The 22,232-nt window shown below is 33.6% G+C and carries 21 protein-coding genes; 9 read left to right on the top strand and 12 right to left on the bottom strand.

The features are described from left to right. Positions 1-180: 180 nt before the first annotated feature. Both Q7C23_RS19160 and Q7C23_RS19155 read right to left on the bottom strand, forming a co-directional pair. The gene (locus Q7C23_RS19160) at positions 181-1,158 is read right to left on the bottom strand and encodes a ribonucleotide-diphosphate reductase subunit beta (RefSeq protein WP_375034000.1); all 978 of its coding nucleotides are present in this window, start codon (positions 1,156-1,158) and stop codon (positions 181-183) included. A gap of 332 nt (positions 1,159-1,490) precedes the next feature. After that, on the bottom strand, positions 1,491-2,063 hold the full coding sequence (locus tag Q7C23_RS19155; protein ID WP_072969681.1) for a DUF3109 family protein: 573 nt from the start codon (positions 2,061-2,063) through the stop codon (positions 1,491-1,493). A gap of 392 nt (positions 2,064-2,455) precedes the next feature. Between Q7C23_RS19155 and Q7C23_RS19150 the strand changes: the two genes are divergently transcribed. The 3 genes from Q7C23_RS19150 to Q7C23_RS19140 all read left to right on the top strand — a co-directional run bounded on the left by Q7C23_RS19150 (position 2,456) and on the right by Q7C23_RS19140 (position 3,953). Continuing rightward, positions 2,456-3,034, top strand: a complete 579-nt coding sequence (locus Q7C23_RS19150; protein WP_194657393.1) for a MarC family protein — start codon at positions 2,456-2,458, stop codon at positions 3,032-3,034. Between the two features lie 107 nt (positions 3,035-3,141). After that, positions 3,142-3,345: a hypothetical protein gene (locus tag Q7C23_RS19145; protein WP_056187321.1), complete on the top strand. Its 204-nt coding sequence runs from the start codon at positions 3,142-3,144 to the stop codon at positions 3,343-3,345. 2 nt (positions 3,346-3,347) lie between these two features. Then, positions 3,348-3,953: an FAD-dependent oxidoreductase gene (locus tag Q7C23_RS19140; protein WP_375033999.1), complete on the top strand. Its 606-nt coding sequence runs from the start codon at positions 3,348-3,350 to the stop codon at positions 3,951-3,953. A gap of 112 nt (positions 3,954-4,065) precedes the next feature. On the opposite strand, the gene Q7C23_RS19135 is transcribed toward Q7C23_RS19140, so the two are convergent. From Q7C23_RS19135 to Q7C23_RS19115, 5 genes are all read right to left on the bottom strand, one after another. Further along, positions 4,066-4,383, bottom strand: coding sequence for a hypothetical protein (locus tag Q7C23_RS19135; protein ID WP_375033998.1), 318 nt, complete (start codon positions 4,381-4,383; stop codon positions 4,066-4,068). A gap of 76 nt (positions 4,384-4,459) precedes the next feature. Then, complete coding sequence (locus tag Q7C23_RS19130) at positions 4,460-4,825, bottom strand: nuclear transport factor 2 family protein (RefSeq protein WP_375033997.1); 366 nt, start codon at positions 4,823-4,825, stop codon at positions 4,460-4,462. A gap of 18 nt (positions 4,826-4,843) precedes the next feature. Further along, positions 4,844-6,421, bottom strand: coding sequence for a S41 family peptidase (locus Q7C23_RS19125; RefSeq protein ID WP_375033996.1), 1,578 nt, complete (start codon positions 6,419-6,421; stop codon positions 4,844-4,846). Next, positions 6,422-6,853, bottom strand: coding sequence for a cytidine/deoxycytidylate deaminase family protein (locus Q7C23_RS19120; RefSeq protein WP_375033995.1), 432 nt, complete (start codon positions 6,851-6,853; stop codon positions 6,422-6,424). Between the two features lie 5 nt (positions 6,854-6,858). After that, the gene (locus Q7C23_RS19115; RefSeq protein ID WP_194657399.1) at positions 6,859-7,452 is read right to left on the bottom strand and encodes a HupE/UreJ family protein; all 594 of its coding nucleotides are present in this window, start codon (positions 7,450-7,452) and stop codon (positions 6,859-6,861) included. Between the two features lie 171 nt (positions 7,453-7,623). Between Q7C23_RS19115 and Q7C23_RS19110 the strand changes: the two genes are divergently transcribed. Next, on the top strand, positions 7,624-8,055 hold the full coding sequence (locus Q7C23_RS19110; RefSeq protein ID WP_194657400.1) for a TerB family tellurite resistance protein: 432 nt from the start codon (positions 7,624-7,626) through the stop codon (positions 8,053-8,055). A gap of 148 nt (positions 8,056-8,203) precedes the next feature. On the opposite strand, the gene fbp is transcribed toward Q7C23_RS19110, so the two are convergent. Continuing rightward, positions 8,204-9,214, bottom strand: a complete 1,011-nt coding sequence (gene fbp, locus Q7C23_RS19105) for a class 1 fructose-bisphosphatase (protein WP_375033994.1) — start codon at positions 9,212-9,214, stop codon at positions 8,204-8,206. 251 nt (positions 9,215-9,465) lie between these two features. Here fbp and Q7C23_RS19100 point away from each other — a divergent pair, with 251 nt between their 5' ends. Both Q7C23_RS19100 and Q7C23_RS19095 read left to right on the top strand, forming a co-directional pair. Continuing rightward, positions 9,466-9,954, top strand: a complete 489-nt coding sequence (locus tag Q7C23_RS19100; protein ID WP_375033993.1) for a GNAT family N-acetyltransferase — start codon at positions 9,466-9,468, stop codon at positions 9,952-9,954. A gap of 72 nt (positions 9,955-10,026) precedes the next feature. Beyond that, positions 10,027-11,286, top strand: a complete 1,260-nt coding sequence (locus Q7C23_RS19095; protein WP_375033992.1) for an aspartate kinase — start codon at positions 10,027-10,029, stop codon at positions 11,284-11,286. 101 nt (positions 11,287-11,387) lie between these two features. On the opposite strand, the gene Q7C23_RS19090 is transcribed toward Q7C23_RS19095, so the two are convergent. Beyond that, complete coding sequence (locus Q7C23_RS19090; RefSeq protein WP_375033991.1) at positions 11,388-13,811, bottom strand: T9SS type A sorting domain-containing protein; 2,424 nt, start codon at positions 13,809-13,811, stop codon at positions 11,388-11,390. A 286-nt stretch (positions 13,812-14,097) separates the two neighbouring features. Here Q7C23_RS19090 and Q7C23_RS19085 point away from each other — a divergent pair, with 286 nt between their 5' ends. Continuing rightward, complete coding sequence (locus Q7C23_RS19085; RefSeq protein ID WP_375033990.1) at positions 14,098-14,247, top strand: hypothetical protein; 150 nt, start codon at positions 14,098-14,100, stop codon at positions 14,245-14,247. Positions 14,248-14,326: 79 nt separating this feature from the next. Here Q7C23_RS19085 and Q7C23_RS19080 read toward each other — a convergent pair whose 3' ends face one another. From Q7C23_RS19080 to Q7C23_RS19070, 3 genes are all read right to left on the bottom strand, one after another. Further along, complete coding sequence (locus tag Q7C23_RS19080) at positions 14,327-16,504, bottom strand: TonB-dependent receptor domain-containing protein (protein WP_375033989.1); 2,178 nt, start codon at positions 16,502-16,504, stop codon at positions 14,327-14,329. A 120-nt stretch (positions 16,505-16,624) separates the two neighbouring features. Next, positions 16,625-17,680, bottom strand: a complete 1,056-nt coding sequence (locus Q7C23_RS19075) for a helix-turn-helix domain-containing protein (RefSeq protein WP_375033988.1) — start codon at positions 17,678-17,680, stop codon at positions 16,625-16,627. A gap of 44 nt (positions 17,681-17,724) precedes the next feature. Further along, positions 17,725-18,060: a helix-turn-helix transcriptional regulator gene (locus Q7C23_RS19070; protein ID WP_375033987.1), complete on the bottom strand. Its 336-nt coding sequence runs from the start codon at positions 18,058-18,060 to the stop codon at positions 17,725-17,727. 178 nt (positions 18,061-18,238) lie between these two features. On the opposite strand from Q7C23_RS19070, the gene Q7C23_RS19065 reads away from it, so the two are divergent. Both Q7C23_RS19065 and Q7C23_RS19060 read left to right on the top strand, forming a co-directional pair. Beyond that, on the top strand, positions 18,239-18,448 hold the full coding sequence (locus Q7C23_RS19065; protein WP_375033986.1) for a DUF5808 domain-containing protein: 210 nt from the start codon (positions 18,239-18,241) through the stop codon (positions 18,446-18,448). Positions 18,449-18,772: 324 nt separating this feature from the next. Then, positions 18,773-22,204: a hypothetical protein gene (locus Q7C23_RS19060; RefSeq protein WP_375033985.1), complete on the top strand. Its 3,432-nt coding sequence runs from the start codon at positions 18,773-18,775 to the stop codon at positions 22,202-22,204. Positions 22,205-22,232 lie beyond the last annotated feature (28 nt).

Here is a 22,232-nt window from a genome sequence, read left to right as displayed (position 1 = left end):
TGTTTTTAAATTATTTTTTGAGAATTATCGAATTCTCAATAGTTGCCTGCTCCCAACCTATGTAATAGATCGAAAATGCAAAAAATTGTTACTGAATCTACGATTTGGGAAAGAGATTCAATCTTAAAAAAATGATTTTATTCTTTTAGCGTTTTTGGAGTCGCTAAAATATTTTGTTGTCTAGAAATCTGCGTCAAATGAAATTTTCTGAGCATCGCTGTCTGTGTTCATCACACCTGATTTTTGATACTCGGCAACACGTTTTTCAAAGAAATTAGTTTTTCCCTGAAGAGAAATCATATCCATGAAATCAAACGGATTCGCTGATCCATACACACGATCACAACCTAATTCTACTAACAATCTGTCTGCAACAAATTCTAAGTATTGCGTCATTAAAGTCGCATTCATTCCAATTAAACTTACCGGCAGCGATTCTGTCACAAATTCTCTTTCGATATCTAAAGCATCCACAATAATTTCTTTAATTCTGTCTTTTAGCACTTTGTTAACCAAGTGATGATTATGCAAGTGAACTGCAAAATCACAGTGTACGCCTTCATCACGAGAAATCAACTCATTAGAGAAAGTCAAACCTGGCATTAAACCACGTTTTTTCAACCAATAAATAGAACAGAAAGCACCTGAGAAGAAAATACCTTCAACAGCAGCAAAAGCAATTAGTCTTTCAGCAAATGAATCAGACTCGATCCATTTTAAAGCCCAGTCTGCTTTTTTCTTAATTGCAGGGAATACTTCCAAAGCATTAAACAACTCTGCTTTTTCAGCTTCGTCTTTTACGTAAGTATCAATCAATAATGAATAGGTTTCACTATGAATGTTCTCCATCATGATTTGGAAACCATAGAAAAATTTCGCTTCAGCATATTGTACCTCATTTACAAAATTCTCAGCAAGGTTTTCATTTACGATTCCATCAGATGCAGCAAAAAATGCTAAAATGTGTTTAATGAAATATCTTTCTTCGTCACTTAATTTATTGTTCCAATCTGTCAAATCCTGGTGTAAGTCGATTTCTTCCGCAGTCCAGAAACTAGCTTCCATCTTTTTGTACCATTCCCAAATATCATGATGTTTGATAGGAAAAATAACGAAACGATTTTTATTTTCTTGTAATATTGGCTCGACTTGTGACATGACTTTTTATTTAATTTTTATGCTGAATTTTTACTTATTCAGAACGATTACAAAGATTGTCATTTGTAGCCAAAAATGAAAGCCAAACTTATTCACAATTCGATGTAGTTTTTAACAACGCCTAAAAAATGAGATACTTTTCAGACAATAATTAAATATTTGTAAATGAGCCGTTTAATACAGCCATTTACCCCTAAAGCCCCTGTAAAATATAGACTTTTTGGAATAATAAGCAAGAAATTTTAATTGTTTTTTAAAAGTTTTTTTTGAGTTAAAACTTTATTTTTTGAGTTAAATTACATCCTCTTAAAGCGGTACCTATAGCCCCTCGATTATTTCGAATTTTTAAGCTCTTCCGCTACTTTTTCGAGTTCCAAATACCAGTCTTCACCAAAGCGGCGAATCAAAGCTTCTTTGACAAATTTATAAACCGGAACTTCCAATTCTTTTCCTAAAGAACAGGCATCATCGCAAATATCCCATTTGTCGTAATTCACCGCAGCAAATTCTGTAAAGTCTTTCACACGGATTGGGTATAAATGACAAGAAACGGGTTTTTTCCAATCTACGATTCCCTGGTTATAGGCTTGCTCGATGCCACAAAGCGCCGTTTTTCCGTCGAAAATGACGTAGGCACAATCTTTTTCGTCAATTAATGGCGTTTCAAGATCACCATCAGTTCCCTTTACCCAGGTTCCCTGAGCTTCGATCGCAGCAATTCCTTCTTTTCTTAAAAAGGGTTTTACTTTTGGGTAGATTTCTTCCAGAATTTTAGTTTCTGCTTCGCTTAAAGGCGCACCGGCATCTCCATCAACACAGCAGGCTCCTTTACAAGCTGACAAGTTGCACACAAATTCTTTTTCAAGAATATCTTCTGAAATAATGGTTTTCCCTAATTGAAACATGATAATAAAGTACTGTAATTTATAAAGTACAAAGATAGGCAAAGAAAGCAGATGAAATGAGATTAAATTTTGCCGTAGTATGCGGGAATGTTTTACCACAGAGTTGCACAAAGGTTTTTCACAGGGTATCGCAAAGTTTAATTTATATTTGGTTGTGTTTTTCTACGTTCACAAAGCTTTGAGATTAAACTTTAGTGCAGCTTATTAAAAACCTTTGTGCAACTCTGTGAAAAACTTTGCGAATCTCTGTGGTACAAATGACTATTTGTTACAAATATTACTTTTTTAACACTCAAAACGTGTTTTTATAACAATAATACATCGTATCCAAAAAACACCTATCTTTATTATCTACCTTTGCAAAAATTTTAAACGCTTAAAATCAAAGTAATATGTTAGAAATCGACTTCAAAGAAATCGTCACTGTAAGTATGGTCCTTTTTGCTGTAATTGATATCGTAGGATCTATTCCGATTATTGTCAATTTACGAGCAAAAGTAGGGCACATTGAATCTGAAAAAGCTTCGATTGTAGCCGGACTGATTATGATTGTTTTTCTTTTCGTTGGAGAAGGTTTTCTAAATCTTATTGGAATCGATGTACACTCCTTTGCCGTGGCCGGATCTTTTGTACTATTCTTTTTAGCGTTGGAAATGATTTTAGGTATCCGAATTTATCGTGATGAAGAACCAGGATCGGCTTCTATTGTACCACTTGCTTTTCCTCTAATTGCCGGAGCAGGAACAATGACGACTTTACTTTCACTTCGATCTCAATTTCATACCATCAATATTATCATTGCGATTTTGTTGAATATTATCCTAGTCTATATTGTTTTGAAATCATCCAAAAAAATAGAAAATTTATTAGGAGAAAACGGACTTGGCGTAGTACGCAAGACATTTGGAGTCATACTTTTAGCAATTGCTGTTAAATTATTCGCTGCTAATGTTAAAGGTTTGTTCGTCTAACGGATATTTTTATAAATTTACCCCATAAAATTTCTAAAACAGGACTTTTAACATATTTAGAATATGTATAAAGTTTAGTTTAATTTTTAGACAAACAAACCACCATTATGAAAATCTTTACTTCAATCTTAGTGCTTTTAGCATTAGCTTTAATTGTTTTTAATATTACACAATTAGACTTTAAAAATCCTTTTCAGGGAGATAGCGGTGTAGCACTTATTGGGATCGCAGCTGCATTTTGTGCAGTATTAATTCTTTTGATTTTTAGAATTTCAAAAAGAATTGAAGAGAAAATGCACGATAACAGATAAACATGTTTGACGTTCTTATTATTGGCGGAGGCGTATCTGGCATATCTTGTGCTCTCGTTTTAGGTTCTGCAAAAAACAAAGCCTTTGTTACCGCTAAAAAAACCGGAATCTTCACGCATCAAAAGAATTCTTCGCTGCAGGAAGCGATCTTCTATAATGCATACGGAATAACTCCTGGTAAATTAGGATCTGAATTACTTGTAGAAAGCACACAGGATCTTGCCATGACTTATCCTCATATTACTCAAATTCCAAACGAGAAAGTAATTAAAGTTGAAGGCTCTTATCCTGAATTTACAGTTACTACAAACAAAAACGCATACAAAACAAAAAGCATCGTTATCGGAATTGGTTCTGCCAATACTTTTGACATTGAAGGTTTAATGCAGTATATTGAACCACACAAAAAAGCACTTCCCGAAAAACAACGTATTCAGCTTAAAAACGACGATCATAAAGTGACCGATGGTATTTATGTTATTGGAACTTTAGCCGGCTGGAGAAGTCAATTAGCTATTGCTGCAGGAAGTGGTGCTGCTGTTGCTACAGATATTCTGACTTTATGGAATAACGGCGTGCAGACTCATGCGCATGATAGTATTCGATAAAATTTAAAACATAAGTTTTTATATAATTAAACCATTAAGAGATTAAGAAAAATTAAGACTTTGCGCTTAATAACTTAATCTCTTAATGGTTTAATTTTTTATTTCTCAATTATTATTTTACTGAAATAATCTCAGTTACTTTAATATGTTTTTCCTCTTCTGCTTTCCAGATTTCTCCTTTTACAGAAACATTATCTCCAATTTTTAATTGTTTGTAATTTTCAGGACCACCAACATTTACAATGCTGATCGTTGCGAAATACACTTCTTTGGCAGCTGTAGAGATTTTAGCTGTATAACCATCTTTTCCAGCTTCTATTGAATCTACTTTTCCGGTAACTGTATTAGAACTGCTATCTTTCATAGTTTTACAAGAAATTACAAAAGTCATTAAAACGAATAGAAAGCTTAATTTTTTTAGATTTTTCATATTATATATTTAACCACAAATCTCGAACTATATCAGCGAAGATTCGTTACATTATATTTTAATAAATTATTATTATTTATTGTAATTGAATGCAGCTTCCCGCAATAACTTTTAAGTTTTCATCAAATTGTTTCCAAACTCTGATATACCGAAGCACACCATCTATAGGACTATTATCAAAAGAACCTTTTAATGAAACTGTAACTGCAACTACAGCCGTATCACCAATTAGATTTATGGTTTGATCGGAAGCTTCAATAGTAGTAATTTTCATTTTGCCTGAACGATAGGAAGCCAAATCAAATTCTTTTGTAATTGTATTTCCATCGGGTAAATTAAAAAGCAAATCGTCGTGGAGGATTTTTTCAAAAAACAAAACATCAGCATTTTTAACAGCAGTCAAAAGTTCTATTTCAGCATTTACAACGGCCTCTATTTTCATATTAAAAAGTTTTCAGCGTTATTTTTTCGGATTTTGAACTGCCTTAATCATGGCGTCTTCTTTCAAAATCACATCGTAGTAATATATTTCACCATATAATTGTCTGGCAAATTCAGCAGTGATATAACGATTCACTAAAGGTTTGGTTTTGTCTAATTTCAAATCTAAACCAGTCATAAAAATATAGTTTTTGAATTTCTTGAAATAAACATCCGAGTTTTTCATTTCAGCCAAAAACTGATTAAACTTAAGTCCGGCAAAAGCTTTTCGGTTTTTATCCAATTCCTCAAAAACAAAATGCCCGACTACTCCGGTTTGAAGCAAATAACCAACATTTTCATTTCCGTGCTCTGCTTCCATCGGAACAAAAACATCGGGAACAATTCCACCTCCACCGTATACAATTTTACCTTTTGGCGTTTTAAACTTTAACGAATCGGCTACTTTTATACTGTCTTTTGCATAAAGCTCACCTGATTTTATACGAGATTCTGATTCTTTAAAATATTCTTCGTTTCCTTTTTTATAAGGTTTTTGAATTGATCTTCCGGTTGGAGTATAATATCTTGCCACCGTTAAACGTACAGCAGATCCATCATTGAAATCCATTTCGCGTTGTACCAAACCTTTTCCGAAAGAACGGCGGCCAACAATAGTTCCACGATCATTATCTTGTAATGCTCCTGCTAAAATTTCACTTGCAGAGGCGCTATTTTCGTTAATCAAAACATAGACTTTTCCGGTTTCAAAACTTCCAGCTTTTGTGGCGTATGTTTTCTCTGTTGTTCCGTTTTTATTTTTAGTAAAAACGATCAATTGTTTGTCTTTCAAAAATTCATCGGCAATAGCGACCGCTTCTTCCATATAACCACCACCGTTATCACGAAGATCGATCACAAGCGACTGAATTCCGCTTTGTTTTAATCTTGTTAAACCGGTTTTGAATTCATTAAAAGTAGTTTCGGCAAAACGATTTATTTTGATGTAACCGACATTATTTCCAAGTAACAAAGAAGCATCAACACTTTTTATCGGAATAACATCTCTTTTTACTTTAAACTTCAGTTTCTTTTGTTCCGATTTTCTAAAAACAGTCAATTCAATTTCAGAACCTTGTAAACCTTTTAATTTAGAGAACAAGCTATCGGAAGGCAATTTTCTGCCAAATAATTTCGTTTTTCCGGCAAATAAAATTCGGTCTCCCGATTTTATTCCGGCTTTCGCTGAAGGTCCGTTTTCGATTGGTTTTATAATCGCAACAGAATCTTTATACATATAAAAATTAATTCCGATTCCAACGAAATCACCTTTCATGCTTTCAGCAACTTCAGCCTGTTCGCTTGGCGGAATATAAACAGAGTGTGGGTCTAATTTGGATAAGATATTATCAACTGTCAGGTTTACAATTGAATCTGTATTGATACTGTCGACATATTCATTATTGATAAAATCGATCAGTTTATTAAGTTTTGTTTTGGAGTAATTTTTAGCCAAAAGTCCGTCATCAACGGGAGCATTCATCAGGCTTCCGAGGACAGTTCCGAGAGCAAAAGTCGCTCCGATCACGATTGGCAAATATTTCGAATTAAATTTCATTTACTCTTCTAAAACAGAAAGATGTTCAACTTCTACACCTGCTTTTAATAAAAATTGAATTCCGGCATCATCGCGATATCCGTTTTGGTAAACCACTCTCTTTATCCCGGATTGATGTATTAATTTACTACATTCTTTACAGGGTGAAAGTGTAATATACAAAGTAGCACCTTCACAAGATTGTGTTGATCGGGCTACTTTTAGGATTGCATTTGCCTCGGCATGCAGAACCTCCCAGCGGGTTAATCCTTCATCATCTTCGCAGCAATTTTCAAATCCGGATGGCGTTCCGTTGTATCCATCAGAAATAATCATCCGGTCTTTAACGATAATGGCACCAACCTGTTTACGTTTGCAATAAGAAAGCGAACCCCATTCTCTTGCAATACGAAGGTATGCTTTATCGTACTTATTTATTTTTTTTAAATCCATTTATTTTATCTGTTCCAAATTGGGCTTTCAATAATCATCGGAATCACAACTCCGATAATAAAAGCCGACATTACAAGTGCCCAATCCCGTTTTGAAAAACGAAATACGGTCTGCACGATATAGGATAGTATCAATACTACAAAAACAACAACTAATTGTGCTGCTTCGATTCCTAATGCAAATTCGCCTAAAGGTAGTAATTTTGAGCTTGGCGACCCTCCTAAAATAGTCTTAAAATAATTAGAAAAACCAAGTCCGTGTATAATTCCGAAAAATAACGTCACCATAAAAATTAAATTCACACCTTCATTTTTAGTTGCTTTTCCTGCTGTAAAAAGATGAAATATGGCGGTTATCAAAATGGTGATCGGAATTAAAAACTCTACAATATTTACTTTAATAGCGATGATTCCAAAGACAGAAAGCAACAAGGCCAGGGTGTGACCGATCGTAAAAAGTGAAACCAAAAGCAAAATGCGTTTCCAGTCTTTAAACAAATACGGGATAGTTAAGGCGATTAAAAAAAGAACGTGATCGTAGGCGTGGATATCTAAAACGTGTTTTAATCCTATCTGAAAATAAATCCAAAATTCTGACATAGGGGTAATGGTATTAATTGATTAAGGGGATGTAAACTTACGATTTATTTTGAAAAGTAAAGAAACCGTACTATTAAAACAACGCAGAAAAATAAGTTAAATTTTATGAGAAATTTAAAATGTTAAATTAAAATAAGATTTATCTTTGTTCTATATAAAACCCTATTAATTATGCCATTTTCAGAATTATTTGATAACGAATTCAAACAAAGAAACAGAGGTCATTTCTCTGCAATTGTGCGTGTAGCTTATGCTGACGGAAAAATTAATGACGAGGAAAAATCGTTTTTAGACAAACTAGCTTCAAGATTAGAAATTTCAGAAGAAGAATATACAGAAATCCTTAAAGATCCTTGGCAACATTCTATAAATCCTCCTTATTTATATGCACAGCGTTTAGAGCGTTTGTACGACTTAGCGAGAATGGTTCACGTTGACCACCATTTAGGGGATCAACAAGAAGTTATGTTAACCCGCATGGGATTAGCTTTAGGATTTACGCCAGGAAACGTAAACCATATTATTAGAAAAGCTTTGTCTTTAGTAGACAAAAAAGTAGACTTAGATACTTTTCTTTTCGAAATGGAAAATATGAATAAATAGTAAACAGTGTTCCCTTTTTTAGCGTTCAGTTTCGAACTGAGGCAAAAAACTGAAACTGAGCTTTAAAAACAAAACCCGATAATAATATTATTATCGGGTTTGTCTTTTATAGTTCCGAATGAGACTGAATACTAAAAACTGAACACTGCTAGCTAATTGCTTCTGCCATAAACTCTTCAGCTTTTTCTACCATATTATAACTTCCGCAGAAAAACGGAACTCTTTGATGCAATTCCGTTGGCTGGATTTCCATAATTCTACCGAAACCATCTGTTGCCTTTCCTCCCGCTTGTTCAGCAATAAAAGCCATCGGATTACATTCGTATAACAAACGTAGTTTCCCTTTTGGCGCTTTTGAGCTTGTCGGATATAAATAAATACCTCCTTTAATCATATTTCGGTGAAAATCTGACACTAAACTTCCAATATATCTTGAAGTATAAGGTCTGTCATCCTCTTCACGCTGACAATACTTGATGTAATTTTTTACTCCTTGCGGAAAATGAACATAATTCCCTTCATTTACCGAATAGATATTTCCGTCTTTCGGATATTTCATATTTGGATGTGAAAGATAGAATGTTCCGATTGCCGGATTCAAAGTAAAACCATTCACACCATGTCCGGTTGTATAAACCAGCATTGTTGACGTTCCATAAATTACATATCCTGCTGCTACCTGATTGATTCCCGGTTGTAAAAAATCCTCGCTTGTTACCGGCGTTCCAATTGGTGTAATTCTTCTAAAAACAGAAAAAATAGTTCCTACTGAAACATTTACATCAATGTTTGAAGATCCGTCAAGCGGATCCATTAAGATCACGTACTTATTATTATGACTGTTGTCGCTCCCCTGAACAGTTATAAAATCGTCGTTTTCTTCTGAAGCAATTCCACAGACAATCTCACGGTTTATTAAGGTCTGAATAAATACTTCGTTTGCATAGACATCTAATTTTTGCTGGTCTTCGCCCTGGATATTTTGTTCGCCTGCAGCGCCAATTATATCGACTAATCCAGCCTGATTTACTTTATAGTTGACAACCTTAGCTGCCAAACGTATAGAGTTGATAATTCGGGAAAGCTCCCCCGACGAATACTGAAATGCTTTTTGGTTCTCAATAATAAACTCTCCCAGTGTTTTATTGCGTTCTTCCATTACTATATCGTTGTAGATTTATTTTTAAGTCACAAATATCGTTTATTTTGTGAGAATGATTTAAAAATTATTTTGTTAGTTTGCTACTATTGTATATTTGCTAATTAAAGCCGGAAAGCACATAGTAAAAACACACTTTTTTAGCTAATAAACGCTTAATAATAAGAATATAGAAATTGACCTTAAGAAAAAGTGTACACAAATAAACACTTTAAAACAAAGGGCAATACAGAAAATAAATTTTAAAAATTATGAATATTAGAAAAGGAAATCCTGAGGATATGAAATCAGTTTTAGGATTGATACAGGAGTTGGCAATATTCGAAAAAGAACCTGAAGCTGTCGTAATAACCGAAGAAGATTTAGTACGCGATGGTTTTGGTGAAAAACCATTATTTCATGTCTTTGTTGCAGAGATTGACAATAATGGACAACAGAAAGAAATTGTTGGGATAGCATTATACTATTATCGTTACTCAACCTGGAAAGGAAAAACAATACATCTTGAAGATTTGATTGTGAAAGAAAAAATGCGTGGTACAGGTTTAGGTTCTGCGCTTTATGCTGAAATCATGCAACAGGGAAAAAGAGATAATGTGAGAAGAATTGAATGGAATGTTTTAGACTGGAATACACCTGCTGTTAATTTTTATAAGAATTCAGGCGCAAGAATTCTTGAAGACTGGCAAGTAGTTCAAATGGATGAAGCAGGAATTAATTCATTTCTGGAAAAATTGTAAAAAAACTAGCCACAAATAAAGAACTAATTACTGGCAGAAAAATAAAAAAAAACAGCATATACAAAATTAAAAATGAGAGTATTTAAATTTGGAGGAGCATCGGTAAAAGATGCAGATGGAATTAAAAACGTTTATGACGTTTTACAAAAAGTAGGTTACGAAGATGTGATTTTAGTCGTTTCGGCGATGGGAAAAACAACGAATGCTCTTGAGGTTGTGATCAAGAATTATTTTGAGAAATCGGCAGAGTTGAATTCATCTGTTCAGGAAATTAAGAAATATCACAATCAAATATTATTAGATTTATTTGAAGATGAAAAACATGCTGTTTTTGCAGCTGTAAAGGATCAATTTACAGAATTAGAATATTTTTTAGCACATAATAAATCTCCAAATTACAATTTTGTTTACGATCAGATTGTGAGTTTTGGAGAGTTAATTTCGACTACTATTTTAAGTCACTTCATGAATTTCATGGGAATTAAAACGCAATGGCTTGACGTTCGTAACTTCATTAAAACCAATGCAAACTATCGTGATGCAGAGGTGGACTGGGAAACTACACAACAACTTATCAGCAAAAATGTTCCAAGAAAACAATTAAACATCACACAAGGTTTTTTAGGTGCCGATGAAAATAATTTCACAACCACTTTAGGTCGTGAAGGTTCTGATTATACTGCAGGAATTTTTGCTTATTGCTTAAATGCCGAGAGTGTAACAATCTGGAAAGACGTTCCCGGAGTTATGAATGCGGATCCGCGTTATTTTGAAAATGCGAGTTTGTTAAACCAGATTTCTTATCGTGAAGCGATCGAATTGGCTTTTTACGGAGCTACGGTAATTCACCCAAAAACATTGCAACCATTACAGAAAAAAGAAATTCCTTTATATGTAAAATCATTTATCAACCCATTATTAAAAGGAACATGTGTTTCTAAAGGTGTTGATCTTGAACCACAATATCCTTGTTTTATCGTAAAAAGAGAACAGCTTTTAATTTCGCTTTCTTCAATTGATTTTTCTTTTATCATGGAAGAAAACATCAGTGAGATTTTTGGTTTATTCCACGAATTCAAAATCAAAGTAAATTTAATTCAGAATTCTGCGATTAGTTTTTCTGTTTGTGTAGAAGATAAATTTGGAAATTTCAATGAATTGAATGCCATTCTTTCGAAAAAATTCAAAGTGGATTTTAATGAAAATGTGACTTTATACACAATTCGTCATTTTACAGAACAAGCTGCGCAAACCGTTGAAGACAATAAAGAAGTTTTATTGAAACAAGTGAGTAGAGAAACTATGCAGATTGTGACTAAAGAGCTAAATTAGTTTTAGACAGCTTATATTACTAAAATTCAGCAGAAAAAATAAAGGTCTCACCAAAAAGTGAGACCTTTATTTTTTTATCAGCCAACTCAAAAAAAGGTATTTTATTTTACAATTTTCACAATACCTGATTGTCCATTGCTGGTTTTTACTTTTACCAATAATATACCGTGTTGATTTGATAAATGATCAGAGAACAATGTCACAGTATTATTTGAAACCGTATACATATCTTGCTTTATCAATTTCCCTAATAAATCATAAATCTGAATATTAACCAGAGTTCCGTTTGTATAATCAGGCAGTTCTAATACCACATAATCTTTCATTGGATTAGGATGGGCTTTTATAGAGAATACCTGAGTATCATTCTTAAATTCGTTGTCAGAAATCCCAAGATTTGCATCGCTGCCGGTGTAAACAATTCCTCTTCCTACGGTACTCATATAAACCCTGCCAAAAGTATTCATATCTCCAATTACAAAATTACCATTTCCTGTTCCGCCAAACTCATACGCATCATCATTTACACGAAGCCATGTAACGCCCTGATCAATAGAACGAAACACACCGGTAACTCCATTTACTGTTCCCCAAATATATATAGAAGGATATGTTTTTCCAGGAGCTACTTTGCCAATACCTACAGCTGAAGCAGCTGTTACATTTGCTGAAGGAACAACAAAAGTCAGACCGCCATCAATTGAACGTTTTAAACCTCCGCCATTCATTGCAATCCAGATGTGTCCTGCATTACCGGGAACAGTTCGAATTAATTTTGAACCCCATGAACCGGCATTACCTGCAGAAACAAAATTAACCCCTCCATCAGTACTAATCATCAACAATCCTGTTAGTTGATCATAAACATAAAACTTATTATTGGTTACCTGGTCAGAAACCGGGATTGCATCACTAACACTTATACCGTTACAGGTTGTCCATGTAGTTCCGTTATCAACAGAACGATATATACTTGTTGCACCGGAAGGACAATGCAAAATGATATTCCCATCGTAAGACAAGACTGCTCTGCCTTTTTGTCCCATTAAGGCCGCTGTAGTTTTGGTCCATGTCGCACCTTGATTTCCAGAATAATACATGAACTCCCCTAACCTCACAATTTTGTTTGTGTTTCCCGCAGCATACGTAATAGAAGTTGAAGTACCCATAGTCGGAGCATGTTGCGGAGCAAAAACAGTTACATCTGTATGTTTAAATCCGTCAAAGTCGCCAATTACACTCATTAATGGACCAGATGGAATACTTATTAAATCTAAAGGAACTGATTCTTCAATACCAATTGCATCAAATTTCCAGGTAGTTTTAACTGCATTAATATCATCGCAAGTAAAAAGTCCGTTTCCTGAAACAATACTTGCCTGAGATGTATTTGTCGGATTAAATTTAAAATCTGTTGCCCAGTGTATTGACTGACCAGTAACCCATGTACAGCCATTACTTTCAAAAGAAAATCCGGAATTACCAACTAAATCTCTCCAAGTACTTCCTCCGTCTGTACTTACATAAAAATGATCCCCATATACAGCTGTCCCCCCAGGAGTAGTATATTGGAACGACCATGTGTTTGTCGTTGAAGCGATTAATCGTTGTGGATTTACCGGATCTACATCAATACCTCCAAAAGGCCTTGTAATACCAGCTGGCGTAATGTCTGTAAAAATTCCTGTACTGCTTAATTTTGATATTTTTCCTTGGGTTCCATTCCAGGGTCCTTCCTGGTCAGCATAAGTAATCAATAAAGATCGATTTGAATCTAAAACAGCACGCTGCGGCATATAAGATGTTGTGGCTCCTGAAACAGCAGTCCAGCTAATTCCGCTATCAAGACTTTTGTATAGATTAGAAGCTCCAACTTGTGAAACCCCGGCATAAATAGTTTGTGTTTTACCTCCTGAAACCGAAGCCGGATCCAAAACAACAAAACATACCCCATTTGCATTTGAAGTTGTAGTAACTGGAAAACCTGACAACTTATTCCAAGTCAAACCGGCATCAATACTTTGAAAAATACCATTGTTTCTTGTTCCGCAATAAATAATATTCGAATTATTTGGATCAACAGCTAAACGTTCACCATTCGAACGCCCCATACCATTACCGTGTGCTTTAAATTGAGAAGTCACTTCAATTTCAGTAAATGTATTTCCTTTATTTGTGGATTTTAAAATAGCCGTTTTTCCATTATTAAAATAACTGGTTCCAACCAATAAGTAGACCACATTATTATTTTGCGGATCTATTGCCAACGATTCGACGCCAAAATAACCAACCTGATCTATACTTAGCCAATCCAGCAAAGAGATCCATTTTTTATTAGTAGCATCCCATCTGTAAGCACCGCCAACATCAGTTCTGGCATATTTTAAATCTGCATCATTTTTACTGGTAATAATTCCAGATACAAACCCCCCTCCTCCTATCTGAACATTCTTCCACACATTTTGTGCTTTTCCTGACAAGGAAGCCAGAAGCAATAAAAAAAGTAAAAAATAGTTTTTCTTCATTTTAGTAATCATTTAAATTATGGTTTAAGTAAATTCTTAGATCAAAAATATTCTCAATTAACTATCGAAAATATTTCACATTAACTTATGGTTAAATTGACAACAAGTATACATTTTTATTTTTTAAATAAAAAATATATTCGAAAACGTAACAATTAAAAAATATAATCATTTAAGTGCTGTTTGCATTTATAAAAGAACTATAGCTACAAAATTTATAAAAGCATATTTCAAATATTAAATATCCATTGTTCTTAATTGTTTGTAAAACTTATATCTTTAAATAATGAAATACAATCAAGAACCATCCGAAGAAGAAAAAAATAACTGGAACAACGATCCTAAAAATTGGATCTGGGGTATCTTCTACTACAATCCGCAGGACAAAAGAATATTTCCACCAAAACGAATAAAAACAAATGGGCTGGACCATTAATTTTGGCACCCAATCTCAGTTTTCTTTGCGGTAATATTAATACTTGTTTTACTTATATTGCCAGGATATATCGGGTAATTTACCTCGCCCTACTATTCTCCGTCTGCTCAATTTCTGATTTCTTGTAATTTGTTTTCTTAGAATTTCCAAAGCTATAGATCGCCATAATTCTAAAATAGTTTGTTGTGTAAGTTCTATGATAATATATTTGAGTTTGCCCAACATTATAATCTCCGGAAACCATAAAGTCATGAAAAATATCATTTGCGGTAAAATTCAATTTTAAGGCATCTTTAAAAAAGTTTCTTTCGATTCCTAATGTTACTGTTGAACGGCTATTATCGGTTCGTAAACCATAACTTTTATCCCCCAAATACCAGGCAAGTAATTGAATTTTGAAAAGGTTTGGAATCGAAAATGTATTATTGGAATACAAATATATCTGAGGTTTTATAGGTCCTGACTCATATTCATAAACGTTATCAATAGCTTTCGTTAAATTCATACTTACGGTATTGGTCGAATTCCACCATTTGGCTGCAAATGATTTTGAAAGGGAAGTAAAAAAAGTATGTTCTTTTTCTAAGTTTAAGGATCTCAAAATATAACTATTGGGTGTATCACCTCTCAGTGCTGCCGCAGAAATAGGATCTGTTTTGTAAGTATATCCAATTTTAAAATCAAACTTTTTATACATTGTGCCAATTTCAAATGCATGAATTTTTTCCGGAAGTAAATCAGGATTTCCTTCGATCGTTGTAAAGGGATCCTGATAAATAACATACGGATTTAGCGCCTGATATCTTGGTCTCGTAATTCTTGACACATACGAAAAATGAGCTTTCCAATCTTCAGAAAAATTCATATTTAAAAGTACGTTGGGAAAAAGATTTCCATAGTTTTTCTCGAATTTTTGAACCCCGTTTGCATTTGTGTACAAATTATATTTCGTCCATTCGCCTCTTGCGCCTACAGAAAAATCAAACTTGTCACCAATTGAACTTCCGTAATTAAAATAGGCCGCACCAATACGTTCCTGATATTTAAAATCGCTCGATAGTTCGTCATCAAACTCAAAGTTCATATCATCTGCAGCTGCAATCAAAAAATCTGTAGCTGATTTTATTGTCGCATAACTATACTTAGCTCCCGTTTCTAGTCTAGTGTCTTCTTTAATTTTTTTTGAATAATCGACCTGAGTAGCCATTATATTTATGGCATTACCAACATTATTTTTAAGATACTTTTGTGTAATAACGTCATTTGCCACACCATTTTCATCAATAAAATCTTTTATGGTTCCGTTATAATTAGAATATTGCGATCCAATAAATAATGATGCCCCTCTTTTATCCGTTATTGCATTGTAATTCAAATTCACAAACTGATTCAGCAAAACATCATTTTTATCAATATCAGTAGCATAAAAGCTATTCCCTGAATTATATTCAATTGCATTTCGACTTTCAACCACGCCACCTAAATCTTCAATATTACCACTATAGGCAAGCGAGATGTAATTTTTTCCAGAAAAAGTATATTGAACTCCAAATCCGAAATTAGAATAATTATTAAACTGCCGTTTCCAATCTGTGGTCAATTCTGACCTCATAAATTCCTCCAGATCTGGTCGTGTTCTGGTTGTGTACAGTAGCTCTCTCCCTTTTCCTAATTGTAAACCGTAATTTGTAATAAAAGAAAATTTTCCTTTTGTGTAATTAAAGTCAAGCAGTGTATTGGTACTTGTCCCTGCAAATTCAGAGACAGTTACTTGCTGACTCGCCGTTCCCATAATTCCATTTTCAATATTTTTTTTGGTAATAATATTAATTACTGCTTTCCCTTCGGCATCATACTTTGCTGAAGGATTTGGAATTACTTCAATTTTCGAAATTTGCGAAACCGGGATTGCAGCAAACCTTTCGTAGTTAATCAATATTCCGTTAAGGTAAATGATCGCTTCTCCTTTTCCGAGTACACTAATTTGCCCTTCAGCAACAGTTACATTTGAAACCCTGCTTAATAACTCATTTACAGAACTACTGGTCGAAAGCAATGTATTGGCTACATTTACTTCGATTGTTCCGTTTGAAGAATGCTTTACTAATTGCGTTTGTTTTTTAATGACAACCTCATTTAACTCATTATTCTTGACGACAATCTTATCTGAATTAGCTTGTGCTGTCTGTGCCTTTGCTCCAATCGAATAGAAAAGCAGACAGTAAATGGAGAAGAGAACTGAAACTTGGAATTTCATAAATTTTAGAGATTATAAATTTGACTTTTATGTGACAAAAGTCAATCGAAAATCGCTAAATGAAGTCCCCGAAAATGGAATCAGGAGTACGGATTTATAAATCAATACTCTGTGTAATCGTTATAAAATCTGCAACTGGTAGTTTAAAGGTGTTTTTCCGGTATGTTTTTTAAAAGCAGCAAAAAAAGCCGACTTAGAATTGAAACCTACATCATAACCTATAGATTCTAAAGTGAATTTATCACTTGATTTTATAATTTCGCAGGCTTCGTTTATTCTGAATTCGTTGATAAAACTCGTAAAATTCTTCCCCAGATTATTATTTAAAAACTGAGAGAGTTGGTGACTTGAAATGTTTACTTCCTTAGCCAAATCCTGTAAAGTCAAATTAGAGTTTTTAAACAATTCTTTCTCAATCATTACATTTTCCAATTTTTGGGATAAAATAGCTACTTCTGCTGAATCTATTTTCTTTCCAGAATACTTCTGATTATTCAAAAGAAACAAATCATCGGTCTTTTTTCGGTATAAAAGAATCGAAATAATTAAATAGAGAATAAAAGAAAAAACTACTGCTCCGCTTATATAAGTTGCTCCGGGAGCTCCCATTATGGATAGAAAATAAAAAAGAAATAATAAAAAATTCCCTAGAAAAAGCATTCCAAACCAAGTTTCTGCCGGAGTTGCTTTGTGTTTTCTGCTTATGATTTTTGCCAATATATCTTTGATTGCAATACCTGAAAAAACAATGTATACAAACCATTGAAAATAAATAATTCTTATAAAGTAAAAGCGCCAGAGTTTTGGGTAATCTTCATACGGAAATACAACACCTACAGTAATAATAAGAATCGCCCAGAAAAGAATTGTGAGTTTCCAGGATTTCGGCATTATATTGATTTCTTCGATTGCCGATTTAAGAAAATAATACAAACAAGGACCAATAAAAAAGCAAGCTGTAAGCCCAAATTGTAAATACATTTTTGGCAAAGCCGAATCAAAATACACAAATACCGACTTCCCGATTCGTATGCTTAGGGCAAATAAAAGTGCTCCAAGGAAATAATTGGTCAGGTATTTTTTCTTTGTAAAGAAGAAAAAATAAACACCTAAAATAATTCCGTTAAAAACTCCCAAAGCACTAAAAAAGAATAAAAGCTCCTTACCTGTATCCATGATTTAAGTTTATTTTATCACAACAAAGCTAAAAAAAATTACGGCTATTGGAGTTTTTTATTCGCTTTCAAATCTTTAATTATCTTTTTCAGATCTTTTATTCGCTCTTCATATTGTGCAATTAAAGTATCTGATATTTGAATGGTACCATCTGAAGATGCGGCTTCTTTTTGATTCGTCTCTATTTTCAATAATTCTTCAGAAGTTATATCAAAAATTTTACAGATTTTAAAAATATGATTCGCCCATGAGCTACTTTCCCCACTTTCCATTCTGGCATAAGCTGATTGTGATATATTGAGATAATCTGCCGCTTCTTCTTGCGACATATCTCTATTTTTTCTCAGTAATTTGAGTTTATTCCCTATCAGAATATTCATAATTCACATTATTTTCCTTTCAAAACCATAGAGGACACTTTAATAAATATATACTCACAAAAACAACTTATTTTTAAAAGAAAAAAACAACAAATAACATAATTACCCGATAATCGCATAATACAAGCGTTTACAAAACTGTAATTTAGCCTGATAAGAAAACTTTATAAGTTAAACTATGAGTTTTAATAACGAACCCGAAAATCAGGACAAATGGCAAAACGATCCGGACAACTGGATCTGGGGATTTTTTTATTATAACCCGGAAGACGACCGACTTTTTCCTCCGAAGAGAATCAAACAATTAGGATGGACGATTAATTTTGCCAATCCAAATTCTGTCTTTTTAATCATCGTCATAATTGCCATCGCTTTTATTTTTTCATAAATGCCAAATAAGTAAGCCACTGTCATTCCTGAAAACATGAAATTACATCTTTTAAAATATAGTGTTGCAATTCTTTTCTGCACCTACTTAGCTTACTTTTTTTACCATTCCAGTCACGATACCAATAATATTAAAATGATAATTTCAATTATTCTGACGGTTTCATTTTTTATTTTAATGATAAATCAAATAAGGAATACCAGATAATTTTTGGTCTTGCATTTTCATTTTTACAAATAGTATTCCTTTCTAAAGAGCGAAACTATACATCCAAAATTTCCCAATTATAAATACTACTTTTGGCTTTTTAGAGTTAAAGTATTTATGTTGAAAAAATTACTGTTTTTAACGGTTATCCTCTGGTTTTCTGGACTTCATGCCCAGGAAACAGAATCAGCGTATAAAACCAAAAAAGTAATTGTTACGAGAGACACCATTCATCTGGAAAAATTTAGCATTAATTCGAGTTTCTTTCAGCTATTAAATACCAAAAATGAACCTGTCGATTCTACCTTTTATAAAATCGATTTTCAAAAAGGATTTTTATTATTGAATGAAAAATACCCTTCATCTTCTGATACTTTAATTGTCAATTACCTAAAATATCCAGATTTCTTAACCAAAGAATATGGTCTTTATAAGGAAAGCCAGGTAGTGAGCAATGACGTTGGAACGGAAAAATTGTATAAAATAGAAAATCCAAACGCGAAAAAAGTCACTCCTTTTGATGGTTTGAATACCTCCGGAAGTATTACACGCGGCATCACGATTGGTAATAATCAAAATACCGTTTTAAACTCCAATCTTGATCTTCAGATTACCGGGAAAATATCAGATAAAGTTAGTCTTCGGGCTTCACTTCAGGATAGTAATATTCCGCTACAGGATGGCGGATACTCTCAAAAGCTGGATCAGTTCGATAATATTTTCATGGAACTTTTTAGTGATGACTGGAACATTCGCGCAGGCGATGTTTTTTTAGAAAATAGAAAAACGCAATTTTTAAGTTTTAATAAAAAGGTACAGGGACTTTCAACCAGTTTTAATTTTGGGAATGACGAAAGTAAAACCAACGTTTTTGCATCGGTTGCTTTTGTAAAAGGACAATATGCTAAAAGTACTTTTACAGGACAAGAAGGGAATCAAGGCCCCTATAAACTAAAAGGACAAAATGGAGAATTGTATGTTTTGGTTATTTCCGGTTCTGAGCGGGTTTATGTCAATGGTGTTTTGCTGAAACGAGGCGAAAATAACGATTATATAATTGACTATAATGCCGGAGAAATTGTGTTTACTTCTCTTTTTACGATTACATCTGAAATGAGAATTAATGTTGAGTATCAATATTCAGAACGAAATTATAATCGATTAGTAACCTACGCCGGTGCGACACATGAAAACAAAAACTGGAGTTTTGGAGGTTATTTATATTCTGAAAATGATTTAAAAAATCAGCCTTTACAACAGAATCTTTCACCAGAACAGGTACAGATTTTGAGTCAGGCCGGAGATGATCCGACACTCATGACTGCGCCATCTGCCTACGTGGATAAATATGTCGATAATAAAATTCTGTACAGGAAAACATTGGTAAATTCAGTTGAAATCTATGAATACTCCAGCGATTCTAGTGAGGTTTTGTATAATGTAAAATTTAGTCTTGTCGGAAATAATCTTGGGAATTACATCATTCAAAACAGTAATACAGTCGAACGAATTTTCGAATATATTGCTCCGGTGAATGGAATCTCACAAGGAAATTATGAACCAATCGTACAATTGGTTTCGCCAATAAAAATTCAGGTTGCCACTTTTTTAGGAAAATACAATCCTGACGAAAAAACTGCTGTTGATTTTGAAATTGCCATGAGCAACAACGATAAAAATTTATTTTCTGGTATTGACGATGCAAATAATGATGGAATTGCGCTTAAAACTAATATCAAAAAACGACTTTTTACCCGAAGCTGCACTTTAGACGGATTTGCAAATTATCAATTTGTACAAGAAGATTTTAGATCTGTGGAGCGTTTGTATAATATTGAATTTAACCGTGACTGGAATTTAAATACCACCCTATTTGGCAATCAAAGTTTGTTGGTTACCGGTTTGAATTTTAATTTGTTTGCTAAAAAAGAAACTTCAAATATTGGTTTGTTTACTTATCAATTTGAAAAATTAGATTATACTGAAAGTTATTCGGGAGCACGACATACTACAACCGCATTTTTTAAGTTAAACAAATGGACTATCGAAAATCAGGGTAGTTTTTTGAATTCTGATGCCACGACGTCAACATCGAAATTCATTAGAAATCAAGCCAAAACCAAATATCATTTTGGAAAAAACTGGATTGGAGGCAGCTTTCAAATTGAAGACAATCAGGAAAAAGATAAAATTAGCAATCAGTTTTCGGCCCTGAGCCAAAGATTTTCAGAATATGGTGCTTTTATTGGACGTGGCGATAGTACGAAAGTTTATGCTGAGCTAGGTTTTTTACAACGTCGCAACGACAGTTTACAAAATGGATTGTTGCAGCATGTAAACAATTCGCAAACATATTATTTCCGATCAAAATTGATTCAGAATAAAAAAACAGATTTAGCTGTTTATGCGAGTTACAGAACTTTAGATTTTACGGACGCTACTCGAAAAAATGAACCTTCGTTAAATTCGAGAATTCTATACACTGACCGTTTTTTTAATCAGTTGATGCAACTTGGAACGGCCTACGAAACGAGTTCAGGAACTATTGCGCAACAGGAATTCACTTATATTGAAGTTCCCACCGGTCAGGGTGTTTATACCTGGAACGATTATAATGGTAACGGAGTTCAGGAATTGGAAGAGTTTGAAATTGCCCAATTTTCGGATCAGGCCAGATTTATCAGGATCTTTTTACCGAATCAGGTTTACATCAAAACGAATCAAAATAAATTTTCGCAATCTGTGGCTTGGAATCCTTTGCAATGGCAAAATGAAAAGGGTTTTAAAAAGTTGCTCTCCTATTTTTACAATCAGACTTCCTTTATCATGGATCGAAAAGTAAAAAGCGAAGGTGAGCGTTTGGAACTGAATCCGTTTGCTTCTTCAGAAGAAAACATTTTGGGATTAAATTCGAGTTTCAGAAACAGTTTATTTTATAATAGAGGTAAACAGAAACATTCAGTTACGTATTCCTATCTGGTCAATAAAGGAAAAAATTTGCTTTCAGTTGGTTCACAAACCGTTACAAACAACTCGCACCAATTGCAATACACACATTTATATCAAAAAAGCTGGCTGTTTAATTTCTTTACCAAAACTATTAAAACCGATTTGGTTTCAGAAGATTTTGTCGAAAAAAACTACGATTTAAAAGGGTATCAATTGGCACCAAAAATCAGTTATTTGTTTTCAAAAAACACGAGTTTAGATTTCTTTTATGAATTTCAGAACAAAGAAAATCAAATTGGAAATTTAGAAACTTTGCGCCAAAACCGGCTTGGAACATCCTTTTCTTATGCAGGTGAAAAAAAAGTTACGGTAAACGGGGAGTTTTCTTTCTATGAAAATAAATTTGATGGAAACGAATTTTCATCTGTAGGTTTTCAGATGCTGGAAGGACTTCAGGCTGGGCAAAACTTAGTATGGAAATTGCTTTTGCAGAAAAATATCACCCAGTTTTTAGATGTAAATTTAAATTACCAAGGGCGTAAAAGCGAGACCGGAACAACAGTTCACACAGGAAACGTTCAGCTTCGTGCTTATTTTTAATGCTTTACGAAAAAGCTAATCATAAATT

The organism is Flavobacterium sp. LAR06, from assembly GCF_041946075.1.
Lineage (GTDB): Bacteria > Bacteroidota > Bacteroidia > Flavobacteriales > Flavobacteriaceae > Flavobacterium.
This window is presented reverse-complemented; position numbering and strand designations above follow the sequence as displayed.

What these genes read in the sequence shown, in the direction of transcription:
- Q7C23_RS19060 (WP_375033985.1), top strand. Translation starts at nt 18,773, where the DNA reads ATGTTGAAAAAATTACTGTTTTTAACGGTTATCCTCTGGTTTTCTGGA.
- Q7C23_RS19140 (WP_375033999.1), top strand. Translation starts at nt 3,348, where the DNA reads ATGTTTGACGTTCTTATTATTGGCGGAGGCGTATCTGGCATATCTTGT.
- Q7C23_RS19145 (WP_056187321.1), top strand. Translation starts at nt 3,142, where the DNA reads ATGAAAATCTTTACTTCAATCTTAGTGCTTTTAGCATTAGCTTTAATT.
- Q7C23_RS19095 (WP_375033992.1), top strand. Translation starts at nt 10,027, where the DNA reads ATGAGAGTATTTAAATTTGGAGGAGCATCGGTAAAAGATGCAGATGGA.
- Q7C23_RS19080 (WP_375033989.1), bottom strand. Translation starts at nt 16,504, where the DNA reads ATGAAATTCCAAGTTTCAGTTCTCTTCTCCATTTACTGTCTGCTTTTC.
- Q7C23_RS19135 (WP_375033998.1), bottom strand. Translation starts at nt 4,383, where the DNA reads ATGAAAAATCTAAAAAAATTAAGCTTTCTATTCGTTTTAATGACTTTT.
- Q7C23_RS19085 (WP_375033990.1), top strand. Translation starts at nt 14,098, where the DNA reads ATGAAATACAATCAAGAACCATCCGAAGAAGAAAAAAATAACTGGAAC.
- Q7C23_RS19160 (WP_375034000.1), bottom strand. Translation starts at nt 1,158, where the DNA reads ATGTCACAAGTCGAGCCAATATTACAAGAAAATAAAAATCGTTTCGTT.
- Q7C23_RS19110 (WP_194657400.1), top strand. Translation starts at nt 7,624, where the DNA reads ATGCCATTTTCAGAATTATTTGATAACGAATTCAAACAAAGAAACAGA.
- Q7C23_RS19115 (WP_194657399.1), bottom strand. Translation starts at nt 7,452, where the DNA reads ATGTCAGAATTTTGGATTTATTTTCAGATAGGATTAAAACACGTTTTA.
- Q7C23_RS19120 (WP_375033995.1), bottom strand. Translation starts at nt 6,853, where the DNA reads ATGGATTTAAAAAAAATAAATAAGTACGATAAAGCATACCTTCGTATT.
- Q7C23_RS19065 (WP_375033986.1), top strand. Translation starts at nt 18,239, where the DNA reads ATGAGTTTTAATAACGAACCCGAAAATCAGGACAAATGGCAAAACGAT.
- Q7C23_RS19125 (WP_375033996.1), bottom strand. Translation starts at nt 6,421, where the DNA reads ATGAAATTTAATTCGAAATATTTGCCAATCGTGATCGGAGCGACTTTT.
- Q7C23_RS19070 (WP_375033987.1), bottom strand. Translation starts at nt 18,060, where the DNA reads ATGAATATTCTGATAGGGAATAAACTCAAATTACTGAGAAAAAATAGA.
- Q7C23_RS19075 (WP_375033988.1), bottom strand. Translation starts at nt 17,680, where the DNA reads ATGGATACAGGTAAGGAGCTTTTATTCTTTTTTAGTGCTTTGGGAGTT.
- Q7C23_RS19155 (WP_072969681.1), bottom strand. Translation starts at nt 2,063, where the DNA reads ATGTTTCAATTAGGGAAAACCATTATTTCAGAAGATATTCTTGAAAAA.
- Q7C23_RS19100 (WP_375033993.1), top strand. Translation starts at nt 9,466, where the DNA reads ATGAATATTAGAAAAGGAAATCCTGAGGATATGAAATCAGTTTTAGGA.
- Q7C23_RS19090 (WP_375033991.1), bottom strand. Translation starts at nt 13,811, where the DNA reads ATGAAGAAAAACTATTTTTTACTTTTTTTATTGCTTCTGGCTTCCTTG.
- fbp (WP_375033994.1), bottom strand. Translation starts at nt 9,214, where the DNA reads ATGGAAGAACGCAATAAAACACTGGGAGAGTTTATTATTGAGAACCAA.
- Q7C23_RS19150 (WP_194657393.1), top strand. Translation starts at nt 2,456, where the DNA reads ATGTTAGAAATCGACTTCAAAGAAATCGTCACTGTAAGTATGGTCCTT.
- Q7C23_RS19130 (WP_375033997.1), bottom strand. Translation starts at nt 4,825, where the DNA reads ATGAAAATAGAGGCCGTTGTAAATGCTGAAATAGAACTTTTGACTGCT.